We start from the raw sequence: 25440 nt of genomic DNA, 5'->3' as shown, positions 1-25440 counted from the left end.
GGGCGTTGCTGTTTGTTGACGTTTTGCTGTTCAGTTTTCAAGGTTCAGTTTGTTTCGTTTTGTTTGCCGCGCTCATTGGCGACTTTATTAATATATCCTGTTTCAAACTCAATGTCAATACTATTTCAAAATATTTTTTCGAGTTATCTTAAGGACATATATAAATATAAACCGCCACGCGCGAAAAATCAAGCGTTTATTTTAAAAAAGTACTTTTTAATTTTCCTGTAGTCTGTAACAAACAGCATAATTCCTGCTAACACTACACTTCCGCCCACTATTTGAGACACTGTTAAATATTCTCCGAGTATAAAATAAGCAAGTATAGCAGCACCTATCGGCTCAAAAAGTATAGCGATCGAGATGACATTAGTACTTACCCACTTTAAAGCCCAGTTAAATAATGTGTGTCCAAGCAAGTTTGGAATGATTGCCAATAATAAAAACCACATCCACTCAGAAGCAGGATAAGGTCCGAATGACTCTCCTTTTAATACAATATAGAAGAATAATGTTATCGTGCTAATACTATAAACGACATAAGTATAGGTAACCAATGACAATCTTTTTCGAACATCTTGTCCGAATAACAAATAAGCTGTAATCAACGCACATGCTATTAAGGCTAATAAATCTCCATACAGAGCACTTCCGCTCACTTGAAAGTCACCATATCCTATTAAGACACTACCTAATATTGCGATAGCTCCTGAAACAAGCGTTTTAATAGAAAGTTTCTCTTTGAAAAAGAAATACGTACCTGCAAAAGCAAATAATGGTTGAAGTGTTACTAGTACAGTTGAACTGGCAACCGAAGTATAATTCAGCGATTCGAACCACAAAATGAAATGAAACGCTAGAAACACACCCGCTATCGAAGCAAAAAGCCAATCTCTCTTGCTTAACTTTTTGATTTCGTGGGTATATTTCAGTAAGAAGACTGGACTCATAATTAAAACGGAGAATAACATACGATAAAAAGCTGTCACTCCCGAATCCGCAACTGTCATTTTCACAAAAATTGCTGATAACGCTACCGAGAAAACTCCTATTATAATAGGTATATATGGATGAATAGCCGGTTTTTCCATGTCCACACCTCTTCTTCTGCTCTTTCTTTACAGACAACCACTAAATAAGTTTGCCACTTTCTCTATACAGAATCAATATAAGTTAATGAAATTGGAGGTTTTTCTCATGGAGTTTTTCAGCGCATTGGAAGTTTCTTCATTAGAAACTTTTTTTAAACTACTTATAGCAGCTCTATTAAGTTTAGTAATTGGATTAGAAAGAGAATTAAAGCGTAAACCTGTTGGATTAAAGACCAGCATCGTTATCTCTACGTTTAGTTGTTTAATCACAATTATCTCAATTGAATCTGCCTATATTGCACAAGGCAGTGAATATGATAATGTTAATATTACAATGGACCCTCTACGTCTAGCTTCACAAATTGTTTCAGGCATCGGTTTTTTAGGAGCCGGCGTTATTTTGAAGCGGGGGAATGATTCGATATCAGGTTTGACGACGGCGGCTATGATTTGGGGGGCTGGTGGCATTGGCATCGCTGTAGCAGCAGGATTTTATATTGAAGCCGTTACAGCTGTATTAATTGTTCTTTTTGCAATAGAAGTTTTACCTCCCCTTCTTTTTAAATTCGGACCAACCCGACTAAAAATGGTCGAAGCTAATATTAAAGTGGTGGTAACTGAACGTTCGGCCATTCGGGAAGTGTTAGACGAATTAAAAGCAGGTGGATCTATTGTAGAAAGTTTATCGATTACCCACTCAGATAAAGAAAGTTCTTTTTCTTTTCATGAGTTGGCAATACGCATGTCTGTTTCTCACGATAAGGATACCATTGATCTTTATCAAGAGTTATCAGATATGGAAAAAGTAAAAGAAGTTGAAATTGAATTGATTTAATTGAGGAGGAGTTTTATGAAAGAGTTTTTTGGTTTACTGAAAAAGGGCAATAAGCCGTCATTGACGGCAGCAATCATTAATACATTTATCGCAATTATGAAAGGTGTAGCATTCTTTTTCACCGGGAACGTTGCCATGTTCGCCGAAACGATGCACTCTATTGGTGATGCAGCCAACCAATACTTTGTGTTTATCGGTTCCGCTCTTTCGAAGAAAGCGCCGACAAAAAGATTCCCAAATGGTTTTGGACGCCTATTGAATATTGTTCTCTTAGGAGCAGTACTTATTGTTGGGGTTATGGCTTACGAAACGATTGTCGAAGGTTGGCATCAATTAACTGAACCAGTAGAAGCAGAAGGATTCATCATTAGTGTTGTAGTATTATCTATTGCCATCCTACTTGAATTTTTTGTTCTATATAAAGCGGGCAAAGAAATTTTACATGAAGCAGGCGTAAAAGGTGGCGCAATGGCACCTCTTACTACAAGTTTTGCGCATTTAAATCGTGCGAAGCCTGCAACAAAGTTAGTGTTTTTAGAAGACCTAGTCGCAACTGCGGGTGGAGTGTTAGCATTAGCCGCCGTGTTAATTGCCCATTCTACAGGATTTCTTCAAGTTGAAGGTGCTGCCTCTATCGCAATCGGCCTTATGATGTTATATGTGGTCGGCAAAGTATTTATGGATAATGCGCGTGGAGCAATCGGTGAGACAGATGAACAAATGGTAAATCACATTGCTCATATATTAACTGATCATCCAGATGTGCGAGACATTCGCGAGTTAGAAGTGGTGAAAGAAGGAGAGTTTCTTCATGTAGAGACTAAAATAGAAGTTGATCCACATTTAAACATCATTCAAGCGGACGCGTTACAAGAACGTTTAGCAGAAATTATTTTGAGTCAACCAAGCGTTGACGACGTAATCGTTTCTCTTGATGCAGATGATGGCGAAACCCATTGGAAGCATTTGAGTAAACGACCAGAGCAACTTCATAAATATTAATAAAAGGCTCAGCGCTAAGCGCTGAGCCTTCTTTTTTATAGTGACGCTTGTAAAATTTCTTTTACGTCTTCACCTTTTAGTTTTGCAAAGTTACCAAATTCTCCGTATACCATCGCTTTGTCAACCATCGAATCGATTTTTGAATCGTCGATGTCGTAGTAGTTTAAGCGAGTTGGTGCTCCTAAAGAAGTCCAGAACGCTGATAAGCGATCGATACCTTCATAAGCAATTTCTTCTTCTGATTTGCCTTCTGGGTTTACATCAAAGACACGAACGGCCATTTGAGCAAAACGAGCTGGATTTACTTTCACGTTATGACGCATCCATTGTGGGAATAAAATTGCCAATCCGCCAGCATGTGGAATGTCGTAAACTGCAGATACTGCGTGTTCGATGTTATGCGAACCCCAGTCTCCTCTGTAACCCATTTCAAGGAATTTGTTCAATGCCATCGTACCTGCAAACATAATTGTTTCGCGGTGCTCATAGCTTTGAAGATCATCCATCAATTTTGGTGCGGTTTCAATTACTGCTTTTAAGACACCTTCACACATGCGATCTTGAACAGGTGTGCTTGTTGCATCATTAAAGTATTGTTCGAAAATATGAGACATCATGTCCACAATTCCGTATACTGTATGATTTTCCGGTACCGACAATGTGTATGTTGGATCTAAGATAGAGAATTTCGGGAATGATAACGGGCTTCCCCAACCATATTTTTCTTGTGTTTCTTCATTCGTAATTACAGATCCTGCATTCATTTCTGAACCAGTGGCAGCAATTGTTAGCACTGTTCCAAAAGGTAGTGCATCTTCTGGCTGTGCTTTACGAGAAACTAGGTCCCATGCATCGCCATCGTATTTTGCGCCAGAAGCGATTAGTTTTGTACAGTCAATAACTGAGCCGCCACCTACTGCTAATAACACATCGATGCCTTCTGCTTTACAAATTTCAATGCCTTTTTTAGCAGTCGAAATTCTTGGGTTTGGTTCTACTCCAGCTAATTCAAAAACTTCAAGTCCAGCTTCCGATAACACTTGAGTCACTTCATCATAAAGGCCGTTCTTTTTAATGCTGCCTCCACCGTATACAAGTAACACTTTTTTACCGTATTTCGGCAATTCTTCTTTAGCAGCTTGTAACTGCCCTTTACCAAAAATAAGTTTTACTGGGTTGTAAAATGAAAATGCGTTCAATCCAATCATCCTCCTCTATTCAAATTTTATTATGAAGTTATGCCAAACAAATTGCAAAAGATTGAACCCAAAAAACCGCCCGGAAAAATCCAGGCGGTTTTGTTTGCGTCTTAAACCCATCCACGGAAGCGTGAAGCTTCTGCAGTTCTACGAGCGCCGACCATATAAGCTGCCAAGCGCATATCAATATTACGTGTCGTCGCAACATTATATACGTTTTCAAAGGCATCTACTAATTTTTTGTTGAGTTTTTCGTCCACTTCTTCTTGTGTCCAGTAATAACCTTGGTTATTTTGTACCCACTCGAAGTAAGAAACTGTAACTCCACCAGAGCTTGCTAGAACGTCAGGCACTAAAAGAATCCCGCGATCTGTTAGCATCTTCGTTGCTTCTGCAGTTGTTGGGCCGTTAGCCGCCTCAACTACAATAGAAGCTTTAATGTTGTTAGCATTTTCTTCAGTGATTTGATTTGCAATAGCTGCCGGTACTAAAATGTCGCAATCCAATTCAAATAATTCTTTATTTGTAATGGTGTTATCAAACAATGTAGTAACTGTTCCGAAACTATCACGACGGTCTAGTAAATAATCGATATCCAAACCATCTGGGTCATGAAGAGCACCGTATGCATCTGAAATTCCGACTACTTTTGCACCAGCGTCATGAAGGAATTTCGCAAGGAAACTTCCTGCATTTCCGAAACCTTGAATAACAACGCGTGCACCTTGCATATCCAAGCCACGTTTTTTTGCTGCTTCATTAATACAAATGGTTACGCCTTGAGCAGTTGCTTTGTCGCGACCTTGAGATCCACCAAGAACAATTGGCTTACCTGTGATAAAACCAGGAGAATTGAATTCATCAATTTTGCTGTATTCATCGTACATCCAAGCCATGATTTGTGAGTTGGTGAATACATCTGGTGCCGGAATGTCTTTGTTTGGTCCAACAAATTGACTGATTGCGCGGACGTATCCACGACTCAATTTCTCAATCTCGTGCATTGACATTTCACGTGGATCACAAATAATGCCACCTTTAGCACCGCCGTAAGGCAATTCTACAATTCCACATTTTAATGTCATCCACATTGATAACGCAATTACTTCTTCACGGTTTACATCCGGGTGGAAGCGAACTCCACCTTTTGTCGGACCTACCGCATCACTATGTTGTGCACGGAATCCTGTAAAGACTTTTGTTTTGCCATCATCCATACGGATTGGAATGCGCACTTCTAACATTCTCATTGGTTCTTTTAAAAGCTCGTACATCGCATCTTCGTATCCAAGCTTATCTAGTGCAGTTTTAATAACATTCTGCGTAGACGTCAACAAGTTCAAGTTTTCAGCCATTGTATTAATTCGCCTCTTTATATTTAGTATTTACTCAGCAACTAGTGTAACACATTTGAAGATTTATTTGCCATGTAGAAATTAATTAGCGAATACTTTTTGGATGCGTTCGATCGCCCAATCCAATTCTTCTTTTGTAATGATTAATGGTGGAGCAAAACGGATAACCGTATCGTGTGTTTCTTTACATAATAGACCCAACTCTTTTAATTGTTCGCAATACGGTCTTGCTGCTTCTGTTAACTCCATACCGATGAACAATCCACGGCCTCTAACTTCTTTTACAGAAGGGTGTTTGATTTCACGTAATTTGCCCATGAAGTATTCACCTAGTTCTTGAGAGCGTTCTGATAGTTTTTCATCTAGCAATACTTCTAATGAAGCAACAGACACTGCACATGCAAGTGGGTTACCGCCGAAAGTAGAACCGTGCGACCCTGGATTGAATACGCCAAGAATGTCTTTATCCGCAACTACACATGAAATTGGGAATACGCCGCCACCAAGTGCTTTACCTAAAATGTACATATCTGGGTTTACATCTTCCCATTCGCAAGCAAACATTTTTCCTGTACGTGCAAGTCCACATTGGATTTCATCTGCAATGAATAGTACGTTATTTTCACGGCAAAGTTCTCTCGCAGCTTTTAAGAAACCTTCAGGAGGCATGATGATGCCTGCTTCTCCTTGAATTGGTTCGATTAAGAATGCTGCTGTGTTTGGTGTAATTGCATTTTTCAACGCTTCTAAATCGCCAAAAGGAATTAAGTTAATGCCTGGAAGCATTGGTCCAAAACCTTTACGGTATTCAGGATCTGATGATAATGAAACAGCTGTCATCGTACGACCATGGAAATTGCCGTCGCAAGCGATAATTTCTGCTTGATTTTCAGCAACGCCTTTTACATCATAAGCCCAACGACGTGCAGCTTTGAAAGCGGTCTCAACTGCTTCAGCGCCTGTATTCATTGGTAATGCCATTTCTTTACCTGAAATATCGCAAATTAATTGGTACCAAGGAGCTAATTTATCGTTGTGGAAAGCACGTGATGTTAATGTTACACGGTCCGCTTGATCTTTTAACGCTTGAATGATTTTTGGGTGACGATGACCTTGGTTAACAGCTGAGTAAGCTGACAACATGTCCATAAACTTATTGCCTTCTGGATCTTTTACCCATACGCCTTCTGCTTCTGTAATAACAATTGGCAGCGGATGATAGTTGTTCGCACCGAATTTTTCTGTTTGTTCAATAATTGTTTGTGTTTGTGTCATGTAAATTCCTCCTCTTTTTTAAAAAAGGCAGACCGTAGTCTGCCTTTTAATGAATTATTATACCATTTAGTGATAGATTAATACATCTCAGAAGTTGTTTTTGCTTGCATGTGAAGAACGATATAATCTGGGCCGCCTGCTTTTGAGTCAGTTCCAGACATGTTAAATCCACCGAATGACTGATATCCAACGATTGCGCCTGTGCAGCCGCGATTGAAGTATAAGTTACCAACGTGGAAATCTTCACGTGCTTTTTCTAGGTTAGCGCGGTTGTTGGTGATAACTCCACCAGTCAAGCCATATTCTGTGTTGTTCGCAATTTCAAGTGCGTGGTCAAAATCTTTAGCTTTCATTAATCCAACAACTGGACCAAAGATTTCTTCCTGCATAATGCGAGCTTGTGGGTCAAGGTCAGCAAAAACAGTTGGGTTTACGAAGAATCCTTTTGAATCGTCTCCGTCTCCACCAGCAACTAAGCGTCCTTCTTCTTTACCAATTTCGATATAGCTCATAATTTTGTTGTATGAGTTGCCATCAATAACTGGTCCCATGTAGTTAGACTGATCTGTTGGGTCACCTATTGTTAATTCTTTTGTTAACTCGATTACGCGCTCAAGAACTGTATCGTAAACATCTTCTACGATTACTGCGCGAGATCCAGCTGAACATTTTTGTCCGCTAAAGCCAAATGCTGATTTCACAATTGATTGTGCGGCAAGCTCAAGGTCTGCTTCTTTATCTACGACCATTGTGTTTTTACCGCCCATTTCAGCGATTAAACGTTTCATCCAAATTTGGCCTTCGTTCACTTTAGAAGAACGTTCTGCAATGCGCAGACCTACTTCTTTAGAGCCTGTAAATGAGATAAAGCGAGTGTTCGGATGATCAACTAAGTAATCGCCTACTTCAGATCCTGGTCCTGGAATAAAGTTAACAACACCAGCTGGCATGCCTGCTTCTTCAAGAACTTCGATAAATTTATAAGCAACTACTGGAGTTGTTGATGCTGGTTTTAATAGAACAGTGTTACCTGCTACCATCGCTGCTACAGCTGTACCAGCCATGATTGCGAAAGCAAAGTTCCAAGGTGAAATAACAACGCCTACGCCTAAAGGAATATAGTCATAACGGTTGTCTTCGCCTGGACGGCTTTCTACTGGCATACCGTCTTTAAGACGTAGCATTTGGCGAGCATAGTATTCCATGAAATCGATTGCTTCAGCTGTATCTGCATCTGCTTCGTTCCAAGGCTTACCAGCTTCTTTTGTTAAAAGTGCTGAGAATTCGTGTTTGCGGCGACGTACAATTGCAGCTGCTCTAAGTAAAACATCCGCGCGAACTTCAGGTTTTACTTTTCTCCACGTTTTAAAAGCTTCATCAGCTGCTTGCATTGCTTTTTCAGCTAATTCTTTGTTCGATTTAGAAACTCGTCCAACCAATTCTTCTTTGTTTGCAGGGTTAAAAGAAATAATTTTATCTTCAGTAGTGATTCGTTCTCCACCAATAATTAACGGATAATCTTGTCCAAGGTAAGCTTCAACTGTTTTCAAGCCCTCAAGGTAATCTGTGCGGTTTTTTTCAACCGAGAAATCTGTGAATGGTTCGTGTTTGTAGGGAATCATGTAAATCCTCCTTGAATTTTAAGTGAGCGCAAAAAAAATTTGCACTTTCAAACTGTTTCCACTTATAATAATGCAAAAGATTGTTGCATAATTCAAGTCTTTTCGTTTAAAAAATCAAAATAATTTTGGAGTGAGCGTTTTGAAGCCGGAAGATATCGATTTATCACCGTTTTATAAATTTGCTGGAGAGCACGTGGCTATTGGGATTCACGCCATAGATACAAAAGGAAAAACCATTTTATATAATAAGAAAATGCGAGAAATTGAAGGATTTGATTTCGAGGAACTTGCGGACCGTTCGCTGTTAGAATTGTTCCGGTTTGACCAACAAGAAAGCACAATGTTACAAGTGCTTCAAAGTAAAATTCCTGTTTTTAATGTCAAACAAACTTATTGGAACCGTAAAGGCCAAGAAATTACAACTATCAATGATACCTACCCGGTATTTGATAAAAATAAGTTGATTGGTGCAATCGAGTTATCACGCGATGTCACAACTCTTGAAAAAGTCATTTATCAACCATTAAAAAAATACGACGAACCCATTACCTTTTCAACCATATCTGCCGTATCAACAAGCATGAAAAAAGTAATTGCCACTGCTGAAAAAGCAGCAATTGCAAATTTGCCGGTACTTCTAGTAGGTGAATCTGGTACTGGAAAAGAATTAATTGCAGAAGCGATTCATTGGGCGCAATCTTCTGAAAGACCAATGCACACGCTTTATTGTCACGGAACCGATGGGTCGATTATCGATCAACTCGGAGATGACATCAAACAAATTAACGAAGGCACTATTTATTGTGAACGAATTGATTTGCTGCCTCTGCCTTTGCAGGAACAATTGCTAGAGATGGTAGAAGAACGTTCACGTGGAAATACGTATTTTATCGCTAGTGTTGGTGAAGACCCAGTCGAATTAATCACGTCACATAAATTGCTGAAAGACCTTTACTATTTCTTTTCTTCTATGACGATAAAAGTGGAACCACTTCGTCTGCGTAAAGAAGACATTTTGCCATTTGTGAATGATTATTTTTCACGTCATCGAATGATGGTAGGATCGGTTGTCCACGGGCTAGACAAAGAAGTCACAGCATTACTGCATGACTATGATTGGCCCGGGAATTTAAAAGAACTGGAATTGCTATTAGACGAAATCACGTCCATGTTAACAACACAAGAAATTGTTACAGCAGATATGCTACCTCATCATTTCATGCTGAAGAATCATTTGAACGGGGCACAAAAACCTGAAGATTTCATCGTTCAGTCTACTACGGAGTTATTGCCACTTGAGGAATATTTGTTTGAAGCTGAAATGTATTATTTGCAAAAAGCGATGGATTTACATCATGGAAATGTCACAAAAGCAGCTGCTGCTCTTGGGATGAGTCGACAAAACCTTCAATACCGTTTACGAAAAATCAAAAAAAACGAAGCGCAGACATAATGTCTACGCTTCGTTTTTTTAATTTCTTACTGTCCAGAACGTTTGATCCACTCTTGCATTTTTTCTTTCAAAGAGTTGAATCCTTCAGAATCACTTTCGTTCACGTGTGACTGAAGAGATTGTTTTGGTTTTTCAGTTTTTTGAGCTGCTACTGGCTGCTCTTGAAGTGCGCGAATTGATAAGCTGATTTTTTTAGATTTTGTATCAACTTCCAATACTTTTACGTCAACTTCTTGTCCTACTTCCAAATACTCGCTAACTTCTTTCACGTAACCGTGAGTGATTTCTGAAATGTGGACCAATCCTTGTGTTTGGTCGTCTAAAGCTACGAATGCGCCGTATGGCTGGATTCCTGTAACTTTTCCTGAAACCGTATCGCCTGTTTGGTATGTTTTTGTCATGTTTACCCGCTCCTAGTCATATCTAATTATCCTGTACACCTATTGGCATCTGTATATTATAGCACAACTATATGCCGAGAGTAAAATCAGTAATTATTCATGGCTGTCATTCGCCATCCCTTATTGGTTTTCTCCATAAAGAAATGCTGTTGGAACAAGCCTTCATGCGTATTCATTTCATATTCAATTTCTACTGATCCTTCATGCCCCGTTGACACAAACGGCGCGAAATGTGTCTTGAATGTTAGTTGCGCTAATTCAGAAAGCGGACGTAAATTGTACATTTCGAAATAGCTCAATAATTCCTCGTCTGTCATGTCAAGTCCAGGCATTAATTGTTTCACAGTAGGAATATCTTGGTGTTCCACAGCTTTAAAAAAGACACCTGCTATTTCGCCCGGTTTAGCGTTTTCTAGATGCTTTTGTTCATAATCTATCGCAAACGCTTGATACAAATTTTCAACTCGTTGCACAAACTGCTGATTTGCGTCGAGTAAATCATAATTTTCGAAATGTCTGTAGTCGATCTGCCAAATTCGGTCTTTTTCCGTAACTAATAGTAAATCCATGCGTTCTTCAAACTCATCCATATTAACTTGTGGGTAAATATAGACCTTTTCTTTTATACGCTGCTTGAATGATTCAGCAGACAATTCAACCCACCTCGCTTTTTCAGTAAGCTCAGGAATTGGTTGCCACTCTTGTACGTATGTTTCGAGTGTTGGTTTAAAAGGGCTATCTGCTATTAAATACCATTGTGTTTTTGGATCTTTGATGTGATTGGCATAATGATACATAAATAGCACATCTAAAGGTGGTACTCCTGCTAACAATTGCAAATCATAACTCGTTTTAAATGAATTGTATAAATCCTTTATTCGGCTGTAGTTGAAATCTTTCATATCGACTAGCTCGTCTTCGATCGCTAGATTGCCATTGGGCAACTTATTCGCAAGCTCCCCTGATTTTTCCATATCGACAGCATCTGATAAATGATGAAATTCCAATTCATCATAAGATTTTGAAGCGGTCCAGTTGCTCGCTTCCATTTCTTTCAAAATCGGCAATATGATATACGCCATTGGATTGGATGACGCAATGCGATTCCAGGCATCTCGGTATTCCAATTTTACGGTTCCGTTCTCGTCAAAGATCATCGTGTTTTCACTCCCTTTTACGAGTTGCCAAAACACTTGCTGATATGCAACATCCACCGCATCAAACAAAGAACTATCTATTCCTTCTTCTAACAAGGCTTGCTCCATTGATAAGAGCTGTTCTGTAACTTGTTCTAAGCTCCATAAAAATCCACTATCATCCATATAAGGATCTCCAGCCAACCAACTTAAATACTGAAAAGCGTAAGGATCGCTGTTAATCAAGTTTTGCCCATAAAGTGGATTAACGCTTCGTATGGCCCTGAACCGCTCTTTATTAGGATGAGGGATGATCATTAAATTGTATTCAGCTAAAGCTTTTGCAACGAGATGCACCTCTTCTGGATAATTGTGAGATTGAGCCATTAGCTTTTCTGAAGACAACTGCTCCATGACAACAATTCCCTTTAGCTCAGATTGGTATTTGATTAGTAGTTCGTCCACATAGCGGCGCAACTCGTCTGTTTTCACTGAGTAATCTATTAAAAATTCTTCCGTTTCAGCAGCTAACATCGAATGACGAGATAAGGCCTCAACCATTCCTTGTGGCGTTTCAATTTTTCTAAGCAGACGATTAACTGTCGCTTCCATCTCAAGAGGATTGTTTTTTAAGGAGTTAACTTTTTCCTTACTAAAAACAAGCTCCATTTCCTCATCAGCTCGTTCTACATAGTCGAGTTTTTCATATTGTTCAGCTGAAATCCCTAAACGGCCGGGGGATGTTTTTTTAATATCCTCGTATTGCTCACGCCATTCTGCCAATTTTTCATCTGTAATTGTTTCCGGTTGCTGTTGCTCGGTTGATTTTCCAGAATCAATTGGCTGCTCGTTCATAGCAAAACTTACACCTACTACAGTGGCTAAAAAAAGAAATGCCGCCCCTAGTATAAAGCTTGTTTTTTTTCGAACGGGCTGTGAAATTGGACTAGACTTCGATTTTTCAAGTGCCACTTCTATTGTGGAATTATCATTCTCTTGCGCAAGCGGGACTGGTGGAGTAAATCGTTGGTAGGATTTCTCGAGCATTGAAAGTCGTTGTTTTAACTGCAATTGGTCTAAGTTGAGTTTTTCTTGAAGGATTTGCATACCTGCAATGACCAATTCTTCTATTTGGTGTTCCGTTTTTTCTATAAATCCGCTAGTCGTTGACAACGAAGCGGTATGAAAATAAAGAAACACAATCGCAATCCGTTGATCTATTTCTAGATTTTGTAGCTCTCTATGCAATTCCATATCTTCTGTAAATCCCAGAACATTGGGTTCCTCCTTGTTTCCAGCTCGGGCTTTTTGCTGGTATAGCTGTTCAACCATTAGTTGATGTAACCGAACTTCTGCTTTATTTTGCTCTATTTGATAGAGTTGTTTTTGAAATTCCAATAGACAAAGCCGTTGAAATGTTGGTAATTCACTAACCGACACACCTAATTGAAAAGCAAGTCGCCCAAAACTTGGTAATTTATGTTCAATCCAGTTATTAAATGCCAAATCATCGCCATTTTGGGCCTTTTTATAATCATCTATCGCTGAAGACATATCTCCACTCCTTGTCGTCGGAATAATCATTTTTTTCTACTCAATACATTTTAATACGTATTTAGAAGAAGAACGTTTCAAAAACTGCTATTTTTTTTAATGCCGCTCGTGTAAAATGAGTAAATCTATAAGAAATAGGAGTGATAATTTTGAAAACACGTGACCAATGGAGCTCTAAGTTTGGCTTTATATTAGCGGCAGCAGGAAGTGCTATCGGCTTAGGAGCGATTTGGAAATTCCCATATGAAACCGGTGCCAATGGCGGCAGTGTCTTTATCTTGCTGTTTATCCTTAGTACCGTCTTAATTGGCTTGCCAGTCTTACTTGCTGAATTTGTAATTGGTCGAAGAGGCCAAGCAGATGCAGTGACTGGACTTAAAAAACAAGCCCCGGGCAAACCGTGGTATTTAATCGGTTGGTCTGGATTTGTCTTTTCATGTTTAATCTTGTCTTTTTACAGCGTTGTTGGGGGTTGGGTATTATCGTACTTAGGTCGCTCCATTTTGTTTCAGCTTTCCGGTTTAGCAGATAGTGAATTTGCTGACTTGTTTGTCGGGATCATCACAAACCCGTGGGAAGTGCTCATTGCACAAGCTGCTTTTATGGGACTAACGGTTTGGATTGTAACAGGAGGAATTAAAGGCGGTATCGAACGTGCGAGCAAAATCATGATGCCCGCTTTACTTATTTTCTTCGTTGTTTTAATGATTCGCTCGCTAACACTTGATGGCGCGATGGAAGGCGTACGTTTTATGTTTGTTCCTGATTGGTCGTTCTTTAATTTTGAAACTGCATTAGTTGCACTTGGCCAAGCATTCTTCTCGTTGAGCGTAGGTGTTGCGGGAATGATTACTTACGCTTCTTATTTATCAAAATCAGAAAACTTAACACGCTCTTCAGTCAGCGTAGTGACATTAAATATCGTGATTTCAATAATGGCCGGATTGATTATTTTCCCGGCAGTGTTTGCTTTAGGCTATACACCTGATCAAGGTCCTGGATTGGTGTTTATTATTTTACCTGCTGTTTTTGATCAATTGTTTATGGGTCAATTTTTAATCATTATTTTCTTTATCCTATTACTGTTTGCAACTTTAACATCTTCTATTTCGATGTTGGAAATTGCCGTATCGATTGGCGTTAAGAGCAAGTATGATCGTCGTCGCCGTATCGCCGTTATTTTCGGTATCATGATTTTCGTCGTAGGAATTCCAAGTGCTTTGTCTTTCGGTGTAATGCCGCAAGAAGTTTTCTTCGGAATGACGTTCTTCGATCTTATGGACACGTTAACAAGCAGAATCGGTTTACCTCTTGGCGCATTGTTTACTGCAATATTCGCAGGCTATGTGTTAACAAAAGAAGATGCACATACTGAATTATCTCAACAAAAAGTATGGGTTGATATTTGGCGTGTATTAGTGCGTTATGTAGCACCCGCTGCTATTATTGTCGTGTTTATTCGTGGCTTAATCGCTATATTTTAATCTAAATAGTCCGAAAACCGCCATAACTAAAACCTACCTTAATGTTTCTCTACGTGCTAATATTATATTATAGAAGAAAGTTCCATATGAGAAGGAGTGCATGAATATGAAAAATGAGTTACACGCACAATTAAAAGCGCTTCGCGAAGAACGTAATTTATCATTAGACGAACTCGCATTAAAAACGCGCATTGGGATTGCTAGACTTCAAGCTTTTGAAAGCGGCGAAGAAGTGCCTTCAACCCAGAACATTATGATCCTTTCAAATGCTTTAGAAGTACCTGCATCTAATTTATTGGATGGCTTATAATCGTAAAAATTTATAAAGAAGAGCGTCCGGTAAAATTTACCGGACGCTCTTTTTCTTTTAAATGATGTGTTTTGCTTCGAATTTAAGAGCAATTAATTTGTAGGAAATGTCTACACATTGTTCTAAAGGAATCCATTTTCCAAATGAATACTCATAACTCGTTTGAATGGTTTTTGCCAGTTCTGATGGATGGTCTACCATTTGTAATTGTGTGATGACAGTGCCAATTTCCTGGCCATATGATTCTGCGCCTATAGCAAATGGATCCCAATATTTCATGATTTCAACAGCTTTTCTGTTCATTTCATTCATACTCATCGATTTCACCTAACATTTCTCTATCGTTAGGGCTATAATAGCACATAAACCTGAGAAGAAGAGTTGCAAAAGCGTCCAACAGGTATTTACTGCTGAAGAATTTCAATAGAATCGATCGTAACCTCTTCTACTGGCTTTTCACTAACAGTTTCAACTGCAGCGATAGCGTCTACAACATCAAGGCCTTCAATCACTTGACCAAATACGGTATGCCCTCCATCAAGCCAAGGCGTACCCCCTTGTTCTAAATAGGCATCTTGTAGTTCTTGTGGATACTCTTTTTTGAACATATCTTCTGTAACTTCAGGCGCCTGGACAATGAAAAATTGACTGCCATTTGTACCTGGTCCAGCGTTTGCCATAGATAAAGCTCCGCGAATGTTAACAAGGTGATCGTTAAATTCATCTTCAAATGGCGCACCATAAATACTTTCACCACCCCCGCCTGTACCACTTGGGTCACCTGTTTGCAGCATGAAGTTTTCAATCACGCGGTGAAAAGTCAATCCATCGTAATAGCCTTTTTCAGCATGCGTCAAAAAGTTTTCGACTGTCTTTGGTGCTATTTCTGGAAATAGTTTGATTTTCATCGTTCCCATCGAGGTATTTAGTTCGACTAATGCTTCATCTTCAGCAACTTCTTGCGACAATTGCGGATATCCTTCTACCTCGACTTGGCTAGTCTCTGTTGTTGTTTCCGTACTAGGTTCTGCTTGCTTGTCTGAACATGCACCAAGTAAAGATGCCACTAAAATCGGTACTATAATTGTTTTTTTCATCTTTTTCACCCCGCCTTATTTTAGCATAGAAACAGAAAACTAAAAATCACCTTTTCCAGCTCATTATCCGATAACTTCCGCCCTTTTTTTTCTGAATAAACCGATAATTTTCATCGCTTTCTTCGTGTAACGAAGTATTATATAATAGGAACAATTGCTCCTTTCAGAAAGAAGGGTTCCATATGGATACACAGAAAAAGAATTTCTTTATTATTATGTTCACTAACTTCCTCGTTGCCGGCAGTACGACGATGATTATGCCATTCCTATCTCTTTATATTGAATCACTCGGCAATTTCTCGGATGAATATGTACAACGTTGGTCTGGTCTGGTATTTGGTGTAACTTTTGTAGCGGCTTTAATCATGTCTCCTATTTGGGGGCGTATTGCTGATAAATACGGTTTTAAGCCCATATTAATCATTAATGGTTTTGGTATTGCAACCAGTATTTTTTTAATGGGGACAGCTGATTCCGTTACAGAATTGTTTATGATTCGCTTATTTATGGGTTTGGTTACTGGATTTATCCCTACCTCTTTAGCTTTTGTTAGCTCTCAAACATCTAAAGAAAATGCAGGAAAAACACTTGGGACACTTCAAATGGGCAGCGTTTCAGGGACGTTATTTGGACCAGTCCTCGGTGGTTTGATGGCTGATGCTTTTGGATTTAAATATACGTTTTTAATAACAGCAACCATTATTACCATTGCGGCATTGTTTGTGGTATTTGGTTTAAGGGAAATCAAACGCGTTAAAATAAAAGGTGCGCATGTGTATGCACCAAAAACAATTATCAACGGCATTTTACATCATCGGTTAATGCTGAACGTTATGATTATCACTGCGTTAATTCAAATTGGGAACTTTAGCATCCAACCTTTACTTTCGCTTTACGTAGCAGAACTCACAGCAGGGAGCGCGCAAGTGGCATTTCTCGCAGGCGTTACGTTTAGTGCCACCGGTGTTGGGAATTTACTATTTGCCCGGCGTTGGGGCCGCTTAGGTGATTCTATTGGTTACGAAAAAGTACTTGGCTTATTGCTTGTACTAGCATTTGTCTTTATCATCCCTCAAGCTTTCGTTACTGACCTATGGCAATTAATTATCTTGCGCTTATTCTTTGGCGTTGCTGTTGGCGGAATGATCCCAACAACAACTGCATTGATGCGCCGAGAAGCGCCGATAGAAATCCAAGGTGAGATTATGGGCTATAATACGAGCTTCCGATTTCTTGGGAACATCATTGGTCCTGTTTTCGGCGGGATTGTTAGTGGGTTTATCGGTATTTCGTCCGTCTTTATTGTGACGAGCATTTTATTTATTTTTGCTTTTGTCTTTCTTCGGACAACACTTGCAAAACCACAGCAAGACTTTGAAGACGTATTACTAGAACAAGAATTAAAGAATACGTGAAAAGATAAATTGCATGTTAGACGTATAAAACTGTAGACAACTCGAGTTGTCTACAGTTTTTTTATGCTTTTTTATGAAATTCGAAATTTTTTTTACCGGGTTTCTTCCTATTTCTAAAGTTTATAAAAAGTGCATTGAATCTAATGGCATTAATTGATGAGCGGTGCAAATCCACTCGATTTACGTTATAATTTCTAATTAGAAACTCATCACGTTTATGCTGGAAGGAGGATTCATTTGTCATTTGTGTTTTTAATCTTTTTACCTTTGCTTGCAGCCTTGTTTGTTCCGCTGTTATTTAAGAAAGTCGGAAAGATTCATACTGGCTGGTTTGTTTTAATTGTTCCTGTCGTTTTATTTAGTTACTACGTCTCATTGCTTCCTACAACAATACATGGCGGTAATTTAGTGTCTGAATTCCAATGGATTCCTTCGCTTGATATCGCATTTATCGCGTATATCGATGGATTGAGCCTCTTGTTCACTTTGCTGATTACAGGTATCGGCGCATTAGTAGTGCTATATTCCATTTTTTATTTGGACAAACACCGTGAACAATTACATAACTTTTACGTTTACTTGTTAATGTTCATGACGGCAATGCTTGGTATTGTCCAAAGTGACCACTTAATCACCCTTTATTTATTCTGGGAATTGACCTCGATTTCATCGTTCTTGTTAATTGGTTATTGGTATACCCGTGACCGCTCCCGTTTTGGTGCATTAAAATCTATGATGATTACCGTTTTTGGCGGATTGATGATGCTTGGGGGATTTGTATTACTAAGTATTATGGGTGGTACATATTCCATACGCGAGTTAATACCGCAAGCAACTGAACTTGTGTCGCACGACTTCTTCCTTTGGGCGCTTGTCTTAGTGTTGTTCGGTGCTTTTACAAAATCGGCACAGTTTCCGTTTTATATCTGGCTTCCAGACGCAATGGAAGCGCCTACTCCTGTTAGTGCTTATTTGCACTCTGCGACGATGGTTAAAGCCGGTTTGTACTTAGTTGCCCGATTGACTCCAATCTTTGCAATATCAGGTACATGGATGTGGCTAGTTACAGGTGTCGGACTATTCACTATGTTCTGGGGTTCATTTTTCGCTTTAAAACAAAAAGACTTAAAAGGAATTTTGGCATTTTCAACCGTTTCACAATTGGGCTTGATTATGTCATTGCTCGGCGCTTCGGCTGCGGGTTATCATATCGACAATATTGCTGAAACAACGTTTAAATATGCTGGCTTTGCCGCAATTTTCCACTTGATCAATCATGCTGTATTTAAAGGCAGCTTGTTTATGATTGCGGGTATCGTTGATCACGAAACTGGAACGCGAGACATTCGCAAGCTTGGTGGATTGATGAGCTTGATGCCAATCAGTTTTACAGTGGCTGTGATTGGCGCATTTTCGATGGCAGGTTTACCTCCGTTTGGTGGATTCTTGAGTAAGGAAATGTTTTTGACTGCGATGCTGTCGTTAACAGAATTTGATTTGTTCTCCATGGACGTTTGGGGCATCTTGTTCCCTGTTGTGGCATGGCTTGGCTCTGTATTCACGTTTATTTACAGCTTCTATTTCGTATTCCACACGTTTGCTGGCGAACACAAACCCGACGAATTGCCAAAACCGGCTCACGAAGCACCGATTGGTATGCTCGTTTCGCCCGTATTCTTGGCACTACTTGTTGTTGTGATTTTCTTTATCCCGAATCTTATTGGGGATTGGCTTGTCAAACCAGCAGTTTTAGCTATGCAGCCCTTCCTTTACGATTCACCGGAAGAAATTAAAATTCACGTAGAAGCTTGGCATGGATTTAAACTTGAGTTCTTTATGACGCTTGGCATTTTCGCGATCGGCTTCCTGATGTTTTGGACATTGCGCAAATGGCAGAAGAGTTACGATCTCTTCCCAGATGCTATTTCGCTAAATGCCCTCTATGACAATATGATGTTTTTGAGTGACACCGGTGCTAATCGTTTCTCTAGAATTTACATGACGGGCTTTATCCGTTCGTACTTGGTGTATATGTTTAGTTTTGTCGTGTTTATTGTACTTGGAACTTTATTCTTAACCGATGCATTTGTGATTGATTTCACCAATCTTGCACCGATCGGATTTTATGAAGTTGTAATTTTAATCGCTTTAGTTGGTTCAACATTTACGATTCTTTTCTCTAAATCTAGACTCACAGGAATTATCGCTCTTGGTGCAGTCGGTTATTCAATCGCATTATTCTTTGTGATTTTCCGTGCTCCTGATTTGGCTTTAACACAACTCGTGATTGAAACGATTTCTGTTGCCTTGTTCTTGCTGGCGTTTTACCATTTGCCACAGATCAGTCGTAAAGAAGAACGCATGCGCTTCCGTTTCGGAAACGCACTTGTTGCAATAGGTGTTGGGGTAACTGTAACTTTAGTTGCGTTATCTTCTCTATCTCAAAAAGCCATGCCTTCGATTTCCGAATTCTATAAAGAAACGGTTTATAAAGAAGCAGGCGGCGGAAATATCGTCAATGTCATTTTAGTTGATTATCGTGGTTTTGATACATTGTTTGAAATTGCCGTATTGGGTATTGCGGGTATTGGCATTATTACGATGATTAAACTGCGCTTGACGAAAAAGGAGGATCAGCATGAGAACAAATGATGTAATGCTTCAAACGGCCACCAAGGTAGTGACCTTCATCATTTTGATGTTTGCTGTCCATATATTCTTTGCAGGACATTATACACCCGGCGGAGGATTTGTCGGCGGGTTACTGACTACTAGTGCCATTGTGCTGTTGATGCTATCTTTTGATATTGCAACGGTAAAAAAAATATTGCCTATAAATTATGTGACCATGACAGCTATTGGCTTATTACTAGCGCTTGCTACAGCTGCTGGGGCAATTGTCTTTGATGTTCCTTTTTTCACACACGCTTTTGGTTATTTTGATTTACCGCTTTTCGGTAAAACTTCCCTGCACTCAGCAATGCTGTTCGACGCAGGAGTTTACTTGGTTGTTGTTGGAGTTACGATGACCATTATTCAAACGATTGGAGAGGATGAATAATGGAAATAATTATGTCGGTTGCTATTGGATTTCTTTTTATGGCAGCTGTGTACTTAATGCTTTCAAAAAGTTTAATCCGCATCATTATTGGGACAGGGTTATTGAGTCACGGTGCTCACCTTTTACTACTAACAATGGGTGGACTCGGAGGAAATTCTCCACCTGTTGTTTCTCATGGAGTGAGTGTCAGCGATTACGCAGACCCTCTCCCACAAGCATTGATTTTGACAGCGATTGTCATTTCTTTTGCCGTAACATCATTTTTCTTAGTGCTCGCCTACCGGTCTTATCAGGAGCTTGGTACCGACAATATGAATTTGCTGAGAGGAACTGAAGATTATGAGTAATTTACTTCTGTTCCCAATTATCATTCCTTTGTTTTTTGCTGCTATCCTGATGATGTTCCCGAAAAACATAAAACTTCAGCGCCTGTTAGCTGTAGTTGGTGCAGGAGCTGCTCTACTTTCTGCTCTTGTACTCTTAGCAAAAGTTAATACAGACGGTGTTCAAGCGGTCACGCTTGGTAGCTGGCCCGCACCTTTTGGTATTTCGATGGTGTCGGATCCACTTTCTGCTTTACTAGTTGTCACAGCTTCACTGCTCGTATTGTTTGTTATTTTTTATAGCATCCCTACGATTGGGGTAAAACGCGAGCAATCGTTTTATTATCCAAGCGTGCTGTTTTTAATGGTCGGTGTTAATGGTGCCTTTACAACTGGCGATATATTCAACTTATTCGTTTTCGTTGAAGTGTTGTTAATGGCTTCTTATACGTTGATTGTCCACGGTGGCGAAAAACCACAGCTACGAGAATCCATTAAATATTTGCTTGTGAATATCATTTCCTCGTCTTTGTTTGTTGCCGCTGTCGCTTTTTTATACTCGGTTACAGGGACATTGAATATGGCGGATTTGGCAGTAAAGATTCCGCAAATTGAAGAAACGGGCATTTTAACGGTTATTGCCGTCATGTTCCTGGTGGTTTTTGGTTTTAAAGCCGCAATCTTCCCTTTGTATTTCTGGTTGCCAGGATCGTATTATGCACCACCAATTCCAATACTTGCGTTGTTTGGGGCGTTGCTGACGAAAGTCGGTGTTTATGCGATCATGCGTACATACACCTTGTTCTTTACGATGAATGTTGGATTTACTCATGAACTACTAGGAATCATTGCAATTCTCACAATTTTTGCTGGGTGCGTTGGTGCTCTCGCTTATTTTGATGTCAAAAAAATTATTATCTACAACATTATTATTGCAGTTGGTGTTATTTTGTTTGGTGTTGCACAATTAAACCAACCAGGCATTGATGGATCGATTATGTATTTAATCCACGATATGTTGATCAAAGCTGCTTTGTTTTTCTTAATTGGAATTGTTGCGGTACTATTTGGTACAACAGATCTTCGGAAAATGGGTGGATTGATCAAAACTTATCCGGCTTTAGGCTGGGTTTACTTGTTAACTGCATTTGGTTTAGCTGGCATTCCTCCGCTAAGCGGATTTCCAGGAAAGTTGCTTATTATTCAAGGCGGATTTGAAGGACCACAGTTTTGGGGGAGTATCGTCATCTTAGCTACTAGCTTAATCGTGCTACTCAGCTCTGTGCGTATTTTCATCTATGCTTTCTGGGGCAAGCCGGTTGAAACTGTGCCTTTGAAAAAATCAACATTCAATCAAATGTTTATCCCAACGGTCATCCTTGTTGCCATGACAGTGGTATACGGGGTCGGCGCGGAACTCTTCATGCCCCTTATTTCAGGTGCAGGTGAAGTGCTGCTGAATCCATCCATCTATATCGATGCGGTCTTAAAGGAGTAGGTGACACATGGCTTTACAAATTTTATTGAATTTCTTCTTGGCCTTTGTCTGGATGTTCATGACTGTTTCCTTTAGCCCGTCAGGATTCGCGATTGGCTTTCTCGTTGGCCTTGGGATCATTGTGTTAATGCGCCGGTTCTTTTCATACCGGCTTTATACATCAAGAGGATGGGCAGTTATCTCCCTGTTTTTCTTGTTTTTAAAAGAACTTTTCAAATCGAGTATGCAAGTTTTGTTTATTGTGATTAAACCGAAGATGAAGTTAAAGCCTGCTATATTCGAATTAGAAACTGAGTTAACAGAAGACTGGGAAATTACATTGTTATCTGCTTTGATCACGTTAACTCCAGGTACCTTGGTTGTCGGTATTTCTGATGACCAGAAAAGACTTTACATTCACGCACTCGACTTTGATGATATTGAAGATGCCGTCAATTCGATTAAAGATACATTCGAACGTGCGATTTTGGAGGTGAGCCGCCCATGATGACGTTTTACTGGGTTTCGCTAATTCTTGTTAGCTTAGGCTTTACAGGACTTCTTTTTCGACTTGTGAAAGGTCCTACAATTGCCGATCGTGTCGTAGCACTTGATGCTATTGGTATTGCACTCGTATCGATTGTCGCGTTATTGTCTTTAATCATCGAGACAGAATTCTTTTTAGAAGTTATTTTGTTGTTAAGCATCTTGTCCTTTATCGGAACAACCGCATTTGCGAAATTCCTTGAGAGAGGAGAGATTTTCGATCGAAACGACCATAATTAACATTGTCATCATTGTATTAATGAGCACAGGAGTCATATTTAGCTTGGTTACGGCTCTTGGGCTAATACGTCTACCAGATGTTTATACACGCACACACGCGGCCTCTAAGAGCTCTACACTTGGTGTGCTTTGTGTATTACTTGCTGCCTTTATTCACTTTTGGTTAATAGAAGGCATATTTAACACTCAGTTAATCATTGCGATCGCGTTCTTGTTTATTACCGCTCCTGTAGGTGGCCATTTGATTGGACGTGCTGCATATATGTCCGGCATCAGTGTTGCTGACGAAACAGTACGTGATGATATGAAAGTTGCAATCAAAAATAAAAAGGACGAATTGTTAAACAACAAAACACCTGAAGAATAAAAAATAGCCAGCGAAAAGTAACATACTTTTCGCTGGCTATTTAATTTGAGTTTTTTATTGCTCGTCTGCCATTTTTTCAACTAGCATAGCAAGCGTGCGTACCATTGCGCCCGTTCCACCTTTTGGTCCAAGGTCATGCGCGCTGTCCGCATCAGATGTTCCCGCAATGTCTAAATGAATCCACGGGGTATCTCCTACAAATTCGCCAACAAACCCGCCACCAAAGATCATGTGGCCATCGCGACCTGGTGAATTGTTTAAATCCGCTACATTGCTTGTGCGAATTCGTTTTTTGTCGCTTTCTGTTAGCGGCAAGCGCCAAACAAATTCGCCACTCTCCATTGAAGCTTCTAAGAAAGTTTCAAAAAAGGCTTCGTCGTTTGTTAAAGCACCTGTTTTGTCTTTTCCTAACGCAACAATAACTCCACCTGTTAACGTCGCAACATCCACGATTTTCGTTGCGCCAAGTTGTTTCGCATAACTAACAGAATCCGCTAATACTAAACGACCTTCAGCATCGGTATTTAAAATTTCAATTGTTTTACCACTCATTGAAGTAATAACATCATCCGGTTTAAAAGCATTTCCAGAAATCATATTGTCTGTCGAAGCAATAACAGCAAGTACGTTTTGTTTTGGTTGAAGTTCACCAATGATTTTCATAGCGCCCAGCACTGCAGCAGCACCACCCATATCACCTTTCATCCCTACAATGCCGTCTTTTGGCTTGATTGAGTAACCACCAGTATCAAAGGTTATTCCTTTTCCAACAAGCGCTAGTGGGTCTTCAAAGCCTTCTGTTGCTTTGTATTTCAAGACAATTAGACGCGGTTCTTCGGTAGAGCCTTGGTTAACAGCAAGAATCGCACCCATGCCAAGTTCTTCAAGTTCTGCTTTGCCCAAAATATCTGTTTCAAAGCCATACGTTTCCCCTAGCTCTCTTGCGTATTCACCCATTGCTGTAGCTGTTAAAATATTTGCAGGCATATTCACAAGTGTCCGTGCTTCATTAACAGACTGTCCAAAGATAGCTCCTACTGTAGCGGCAGCTTCCACGTCTCCTTCTATTTCTTCTGCCAGGAAAGTTAAAGTTTCTAATTTTACTTGCGTTTCATTTGAGGTTGTTTTGTAATCATCAAAGCTATAGCCACCCAGAGTAACCGCTTCAGCAGCTAAATAAGCTACATCTTCGCTATTTATCGAATCGTTTTCAAACGACTCCATATAAATGGCTGCGTGTTTAATTTTTTTCTTCGCTAACTCTTTGCCGACTAATCCAAAGCAAGAACGAAGATTTTCTTCAGTCAATTTTTTACGGTCGTTTAATCCAATAAACATGACGCGCGGAATCGCTCCAGAAAGTGTAGGGTATGTAGTCAACGTTTTTAAATCAAATGATAAATCTTGTTTTGTCCAACTTTCCAACTTACCATCAAATCGTTTCGCGAAATCTTCCCATCCTTTACTGTTCTCAGGATGACGGCTTAAGCCGACCACGAGGATTTCTGCTCCATTGTCCTGTGAATGTTGTTCTAATTCGATTTGCATAAAACTCCTCCTTTTATATGTTCTCTTTAAGTGTAGCATTTAATCCGAGATTCGAGTAGTTCGAGAGACGAAGGAATAAAACAGTCCTGACATTTTGTTGTCTATGATATACTGGGAGAACATATTTAGACTGAAAGGCTGTGACACCACGTGGAAATTTTCTCTAACCTACCTCTGATGATTGCATTATTTGCAATTGTCTTTGCTCAATTTATCAAAATCCCGATTCAGTATGTTGTAACACGCGAACTAGACTGGAAGCTTTTTTCTTCAACTGGCGGCATGCCTAGTTCCCATTCAGCTGCGGTTACCTCTTTAACCACAGCGGTCGCATTTGAGCATGGTGTTTCTTCTACAATCTTTGCTGTATCTACAATGTTTGCAGTTATCACAATGTACGATGCTACAGGTGTTCGTTTTCAGGCAGGTCAACAAGCATTGACCATCAACAAAATGCGTCAAGACATTTACATCTTCATGGAAGAAACAAGAAAATGGCCTCAGAAAAAAGAAGAAGAGAAAATTCAAGAACTTAAAACCTTGCTTGGTCATAAACCAAGTGAAGTATTCATGGGAGCTTTAACAGGCATTGCCATTTCCTTTATTGTTTATGGCATCATTATATAACCATCATTTCAATGTAAAAAAA

24 protein-coding genes are annotated in these 25440 nt (G+C 39.6%); 14 read left to right on the top strand and 10 right to left on the bottom strand.

Annotated elements, in window-relative coordinates; genetic code table 11:
• Positions 1-188 precede the first annotated feature (188 nt).
• Positions 189-1091 carry a DMT family transporter gene (locus GPDM_RS01560; protein WP_008428266.1) on the bottom strand — a complete coding sequence of 301 codons (903 nt, stop codon included), beginning with the start codon at positions 1089-1091 and terminating at the stop codon, positions 189-191.
• Positions 1092-1197: 106 nt separating this feature from the next.
• On the opposite strand from GPDM_RS01560, the gene GPDM_RS01555 reads away from it, so the two are divergent.
• Positions 1198-1926: an MgtC/SapB family protein gene (locus GPDM_RS01555; protein ID WP_008428264.1), complete on the top strand. Its 729-nt coding sequence runs from the start codon at positions 1198-1200 to the stop codon at positions 1924-1926.
• 15 nt (positions 1927-1941) lie between these two features.
• Positions 1942-2928 (top strand): cation diffusion facilitator family transporter, encoded by a 987-nt coding sequence (locus tag GPDM_RS01550; RefSeq protein WP_008428262.1) that lies wholly within the window; start codon positions 1942-1944, stop codon positions 2926-2928.
• A 35-nt stretch (positions 2929-2963) separates the two neighbouring features.
• Here GPDM_RS01550 and GPDM_RS01545 read toward each other — a convergent pair whose 3' ends face one another.
• The 4 genes from GPDM_RS01545 to pruA form a co-directional block, all read right to left on the bottom strand.
• Positions 2964-4127, bottom strand: a complete 1164-nt coding sequence (locus GPDM_RS01545) for an iron-containing alcohol dehydrogenase (protein ID WP_008428259.1) — start codon at positions 4125-4127, stop codon at positions 2964-2966.
• A gap of 110 nt (positions 4128-4237) precedes the next feature.
• Complete coding sequence (locus GPDM_RS01540; protein WP_008428257.1) at positions 4238-5482, bottom strand: Glu/Leu/Phe/Val family dehydrogenase; 1245 nt, start codon at positions 5480-5482, stop codon at positions 4238-4240.
• A gap of 81 nt (positions 5483-5563) precedes the next feature.
• A complete protein-coding gene (locus GPDM_RS01535) occupies positions 5564-6757 on the bottom strand; it encodes an ornithine--oxo-acid transaminase (RefSeq protein ID WP_008428255.1) in 1194 nt (397 codons plus the stop codon).
• Positions 6758-6834: 77 nt separating this feature from the next.
• On the bottom strand, positions 6835-8379 hold the full coding sequence (gene pruA / locus GPDM_RS01530; RefSeq protein WP_008428253.1) for an L-glutamate gamma-semialdehyde dehydrogenase: 1545 nt from the start codon (positions 8377-8379) through the stop codon (positions 6835-6837).
• Between the two features lie 139 nt (positions 8380-8518).
• Here pruA and GPDM_RS01525 point away from each other — a divergent pair, with 139 nt between their 5' ends.
• Positions 8519-9832, top strand: coding sequence for a sigma-54-dependent Fis family transcriptional regulator (locus GPDM_RS01525; protein ID WP_008428251.1), 1314 nt, complete (start codon positions 8519-8521; stop codon positions 9830-9832).
• Positions 9833-9858: 26 nt separating this feature from the next.
• Here the strand turns inward: GPDM_RS01525 and yugI are convergent, their stop codons facing one another.
• Both yugI and GPDM_RS01515 read right to left on the bottom strand, forming a co-directional pair.
• Positions 9859-10233 (bottom strand): S1 domain-containing post-transcriptional regulator GSP13, encoded by a 375-nt coding sequence (yugI, locus tag GPDM_RS01520; protein WP_008428249.1) that lies wholly within the window; start codon positions 10231-10233, stop codon positions 9859-9861.
• Between the two features lie 86 nt (positions 10234-10319).
• Entirely contained in the window at positions 10320-12923 is a 2604-nt protein-coding gene (locus GPDM_RS01515) for a hypothetical protein (protein WP_008428248.1), read from the bottom strand.
• A gap of 149 nt (positions 12924-13072) precedes the next feature.
• On the opposite strand from GPDM_RS01515, the gene GPDM_RS01510 reads away from it, so the two are divergent.
• Both GPDM_RS01510 and GPDM_RS01505 read left to right on the top strand, forming a co-directional pair.
• On the top strand, positions 13073-14407 hold the full coding sequence (locus GPDM_RS01510) for a sodium-dependent transporter (protein ID WP_008428246.1): 1335 nt from the start codon (positions 13073-13075) through the stop codon (positions 14405-14407).
• A 106-nt stretch (positions 14408-14513) separates the two neighbouring features.
• Positions 14514-14717: a helix-turn-helix domain-containing protein gene (locus tag GPDM_RS01505; protein WP_008428244.1), complete on the top strand. Its 204-nt coding sequence runs from the start codon at positions 14514-14516 to the stop codon at positions 14715-14717.
• Positions 14718-14774: 57 nt separating this feature from the next.
• Here the strand turns inward: GPDM_RS01505 and GPDM_RS01500 are convergent, their stop codons facing one another.
• Together GPDM_RS01500 and GPDM_RS01495 are read right to left on the bottom strand one after the other, a co-directional pair.
• The gene (locus GPDM_RS01500) at positions 14775-15035 is read right to left on the bottom strand and encodes a DUF1871 family protein (RefSeq protein WP_039862717.1); all 261 of its coding nucleotides are present in this window, start codon (positions 15033-15035) and stop codon (positions 14775-14777) included.
• A gap of 86 nt (positions 15036-15121) precedes the next feature.
• Positions 15122-15814: a peptidylprolyl isomerase gene (locus GPDM_RS01495; protein ID WP_008428241.1), complete on the bottom strand. Its 693-nt coding sequence runs from the start codon at positions 15812-15814 to the stop codon at positions 15122-15124.
• Between the two features lie 182 nt (positions 15815-15996).
• Here GPDM_RS01495 and GPDM_RS01490 point away from each other — a divergent pair, with 182 nt between their 5' ends.
• The 8 genes from GPDM_RS01490 (at position 15997) to mnhG (ending at position 23243) form a co-directional block, all read left to right on the top strand.
• On the top strand, positions 15997-17229 hold the full coding sequence (locus GPDM_RS01490; protein ID WP_008428238.1) for an MFS transporter: 1233 nt from the start codon (positions 15997-15999) through the stop codon (positions 17227-17229).
• Positions 17230-17466: 237 nt separating this feature from the next.
• A complete protein-coding gene (locus GPDM_RS01485; protein WP_008428236.1) occupies positions 17467-19881 on the top strand; it encodes a Na+/H+ antiporter subunit A in 2415 nt (804 codons plus the stop codon).
• The gene (locus GPDM_RS01480) at positions 19868-20290 is read left to right on the top strand and encodes a Na(+)/H(+) antiporter subunit B (protein ID WP_008428234.1); all 423 of its coding nucleotides are present in this window, start codon (positions 19868-19870) and stop codon (positions 20288-20290) included. The genes GPDM_RS01485 and GPDM_RS01480 overlap by 14 nt, the downstream gene beginning before the upstream one ends.
• Positions 20290-20637 carry a Na(+)/H(+) antiporter subunit C gene (locus tag GPDM_RS01475; protein WP_008428232.1) on the top strand — a complete coding sequence of 116 codons (348 nt, stop codon included), beginning with the start codon at positions 20290-20292 and terminating at the stop codon, positions 20635-20637. The genes GPDM_RS01480 and GPDM_RS01475 overlap by 1 nt, the downstream gene beginning before the upstream one ends.
• Positions 20630-22111 carry a Na+/H+ antiporter subunit D gene (locus GPDM_RS01470; RefSeq protein WP_008428230.1) on the top strand — a complete coding sequence of 494 codons (1482 nt, stop codon included), beginning with the start codon at positions 20630-20632 and terminating at the stop codon, positions 22109-22111. Before GPDM_RS01475 ends, GPDM_RS01470 begins: the two co-directional genes overlap by 8 nt.
• A 7-nt stretch (positions 22112-22118) precedes the next feature.
• Positions 22119-22598: a Na+/H+ antiporter subunit E gene (locus GPDM_RS01465; RefSeq protein WP_008428228.1), complete on the top strand. Its 480-nt coding sequence runs from the start codon at positions 22119-22121 to the stop codon at positions 22596-22598.
• Complete coding sequence (locus GPDM_RS01460) at positions 22595-22876, top strand: Na(+)/H(+) antiporter subunit F1 (RefSeq protein WP_008428227.1); 282 nt, start codon at positions 22595-22597, stop codon at positions 22874-22876. Before GPDM_RS01465 ends, GPDM_RS01460 begins: the two co-directional genes overlap by 4 nt.
• 19 nt (positions 22877-22895) lie before the next feature.
• On the top strand, positions 22896-23243 hold the full coding sequence (mnhG, locus tag GPDM_RS01455) for a monovalent cation/H(+) antiporter subunit G (protein WP_236610195.1): 348 nt from the start codon (positions 22896-22898) through the stop codon (positions 23241-23243).
• 54 nt (positions 23244-23297) lie between these two features.
• On the opposite strand, the gene GPDM_RS01450 is transcribed toward mnhG, so the two are convergent.
• Positions 23298-24791, bottom strand: a complete 1494-nt coding sequence (locus GPDM_RS01450; protein ID WP_008428222.1) for a leucyl aminopeptidase — start codon at positions 24789-24791, stop codon at positions 23298-23300.
• 150 nt (positions 24792-24941) lie between these two features.
• On the opposite strand from GPDM_RS01450, the gene GPDM_RS01445 reads away from it, so the two are divergent.
• Positions 24942-25418 (top strand): divergent PAP2 family protein, encoded by a 477-nt coding sequence (locus GPDM_RS01445; protein ID WP_008428220.1) that lies wholly within the window; start codon positions 24942-24944, stop codon positions 25416-25418.
• Positions 25419-25440: the final 22 nt, after the last annotated feature.

Source organism: Planococcus donghaensis MPA1U2 (assembly GCF_000189395.1).
Lineage (GTDB): Bacteria > Bacillota > Bacilli > Bacillales_A > Planococcaceae > Planococcus > Planococcus donghaensis_B.
The sequence above is the reverse complement of the archived record's forward strand: the minus strand, read 5'-3'. Positions and strand labels throughout refer to the sequence as shown.

Bases quoted from the DNA above. Each gene is read 5' to 3' on its own strand.
- mnhG (WP_236610195.1), top strand. From the start codon at position 22,896: ATGAGCACAGGAGTCATATTTAGCTTGGTTACGGCTCTTGGGCTAATA.
- GPDM_RS01540 (WP_008428257.1), bottom strand. From the start codon at position 5,482: ATGGCTGAAAACTTGAACTTGTTGACGTCTACGCAGAATGTTATTAAA.
- GPDM_RS01480 (WP_008428234.1), top strand. From the start codon at position 19,868: ATGAGAACAAATGATGTAATGCTTCAAACGGCCACCAAGGTAGTGACC.
- GPDM_RS01465 (WP_008428228.1), top strand. From the start codon at position 22,119: ATGGCTTTACAAATTTTATTGAATTTCTTCTTGGCCTTTGTCTGGATG.
- GPDM_RS01495 (WP_008428241.1), bottom strand. From the start codon at position 15,814: ATGAAAAAAACAATTATAGTACCGATTTTAGTGGCATCTTTACTTGGT.
- GPDM_RS01450 (WP_008428222.1), bottom strand. From the start codon at position 24,791: ATGCAAATCGAATTAGAACAACATTCACAGGACAATGGAGCAGAAATC.
- GPDM_RS01460 (WP_008428227.1), top strand. From the start codon at position 22,595: ATGATGACGTTTTACTGGGTTTCGCTAATTCTTGTTAGCTTAGGCTTT.
- GPDM_RS01555 (WP_008428264.1), top strand. From the start codon at position 1,198: ATGGAGTTTTTCAGCGCATTGGAAGTTTCTTCATTAGAAACTTTTTTT.
- GPDM_RS01490 (WP_008428238.1), top strand. From the start codon at position 15,997: ATGGATACACAGAAAAAGAATTTCTTTATTATTATGTTCACTAACTTC.
- GPDM_RS01505 (WP_008428244.1), top strand. From the start codon at position 14,514: ATGAAAAATGAGTTACACGCACAATTAAAAGCGCTTCGCGAAGAACGT.
- GPDM_RS01550 (WP_008428262.1), top strand. From the start codon at position 1,942: ATGAAAGAGTTTTTTGGTTTACTGAAAAAGGGCAATAAGCCGTCATTG.
- GPDM_RS01515 (WP_008428248.1), bottom strand. From the start codon at position 12,923: ATGTCTTCAGCGATAGATGATTATAAAAAGGCCCAAAATGGCGATGAT.
- yugI (WP_008428249.1), bottom strand. From the start codon at position 10,233: ATGACAAAAACATACCAAACAGGCGATACGGTTTCAGGAAAAGTTACA.
- GPDM_RS01535 (WP_008428255.1), bottom strand. From the start codon at position 6,757: ATGACACAAACACAAACAATTATTGAACAAACAGAAAAATTCGGTGCG.
- GPDM_RS01470 (WP_008428230.1), top strand. From the start codon at position 20,630: ATGAGTAATTTACTTCTGTTCCCAATTATCATTCCTTTGTTTTTTGCT.
- GPDM_RS01560 (WP_008428266.1), bottom strand. From the start codon at position 1,091: ATGGAAAAACCGGCTATTCATCCATATATACCTATTATAATAGGAGTT.
- GPDM_RS01500 (WP_039862717.1), bottom strand. From the start codon at position 15,035: ATGAGTATGAATGAAATGAACAGAAAAGCTGTTGAAATCATGAAATAT.
- GPDM_RS01475 (WP_008428232.1), top strand. From the start codon at position 20,290: ATGGAAATAATTATGTCGGTTGCTATTGGATTTCTTTTTATGGCAGCT.
- pruA (WP_008428253.1), bottom strand. From the start codon at position 8,379: ATGATTCCCTACAAACACGAACCATTCACAGATTTCTCGGTTGAAAAA.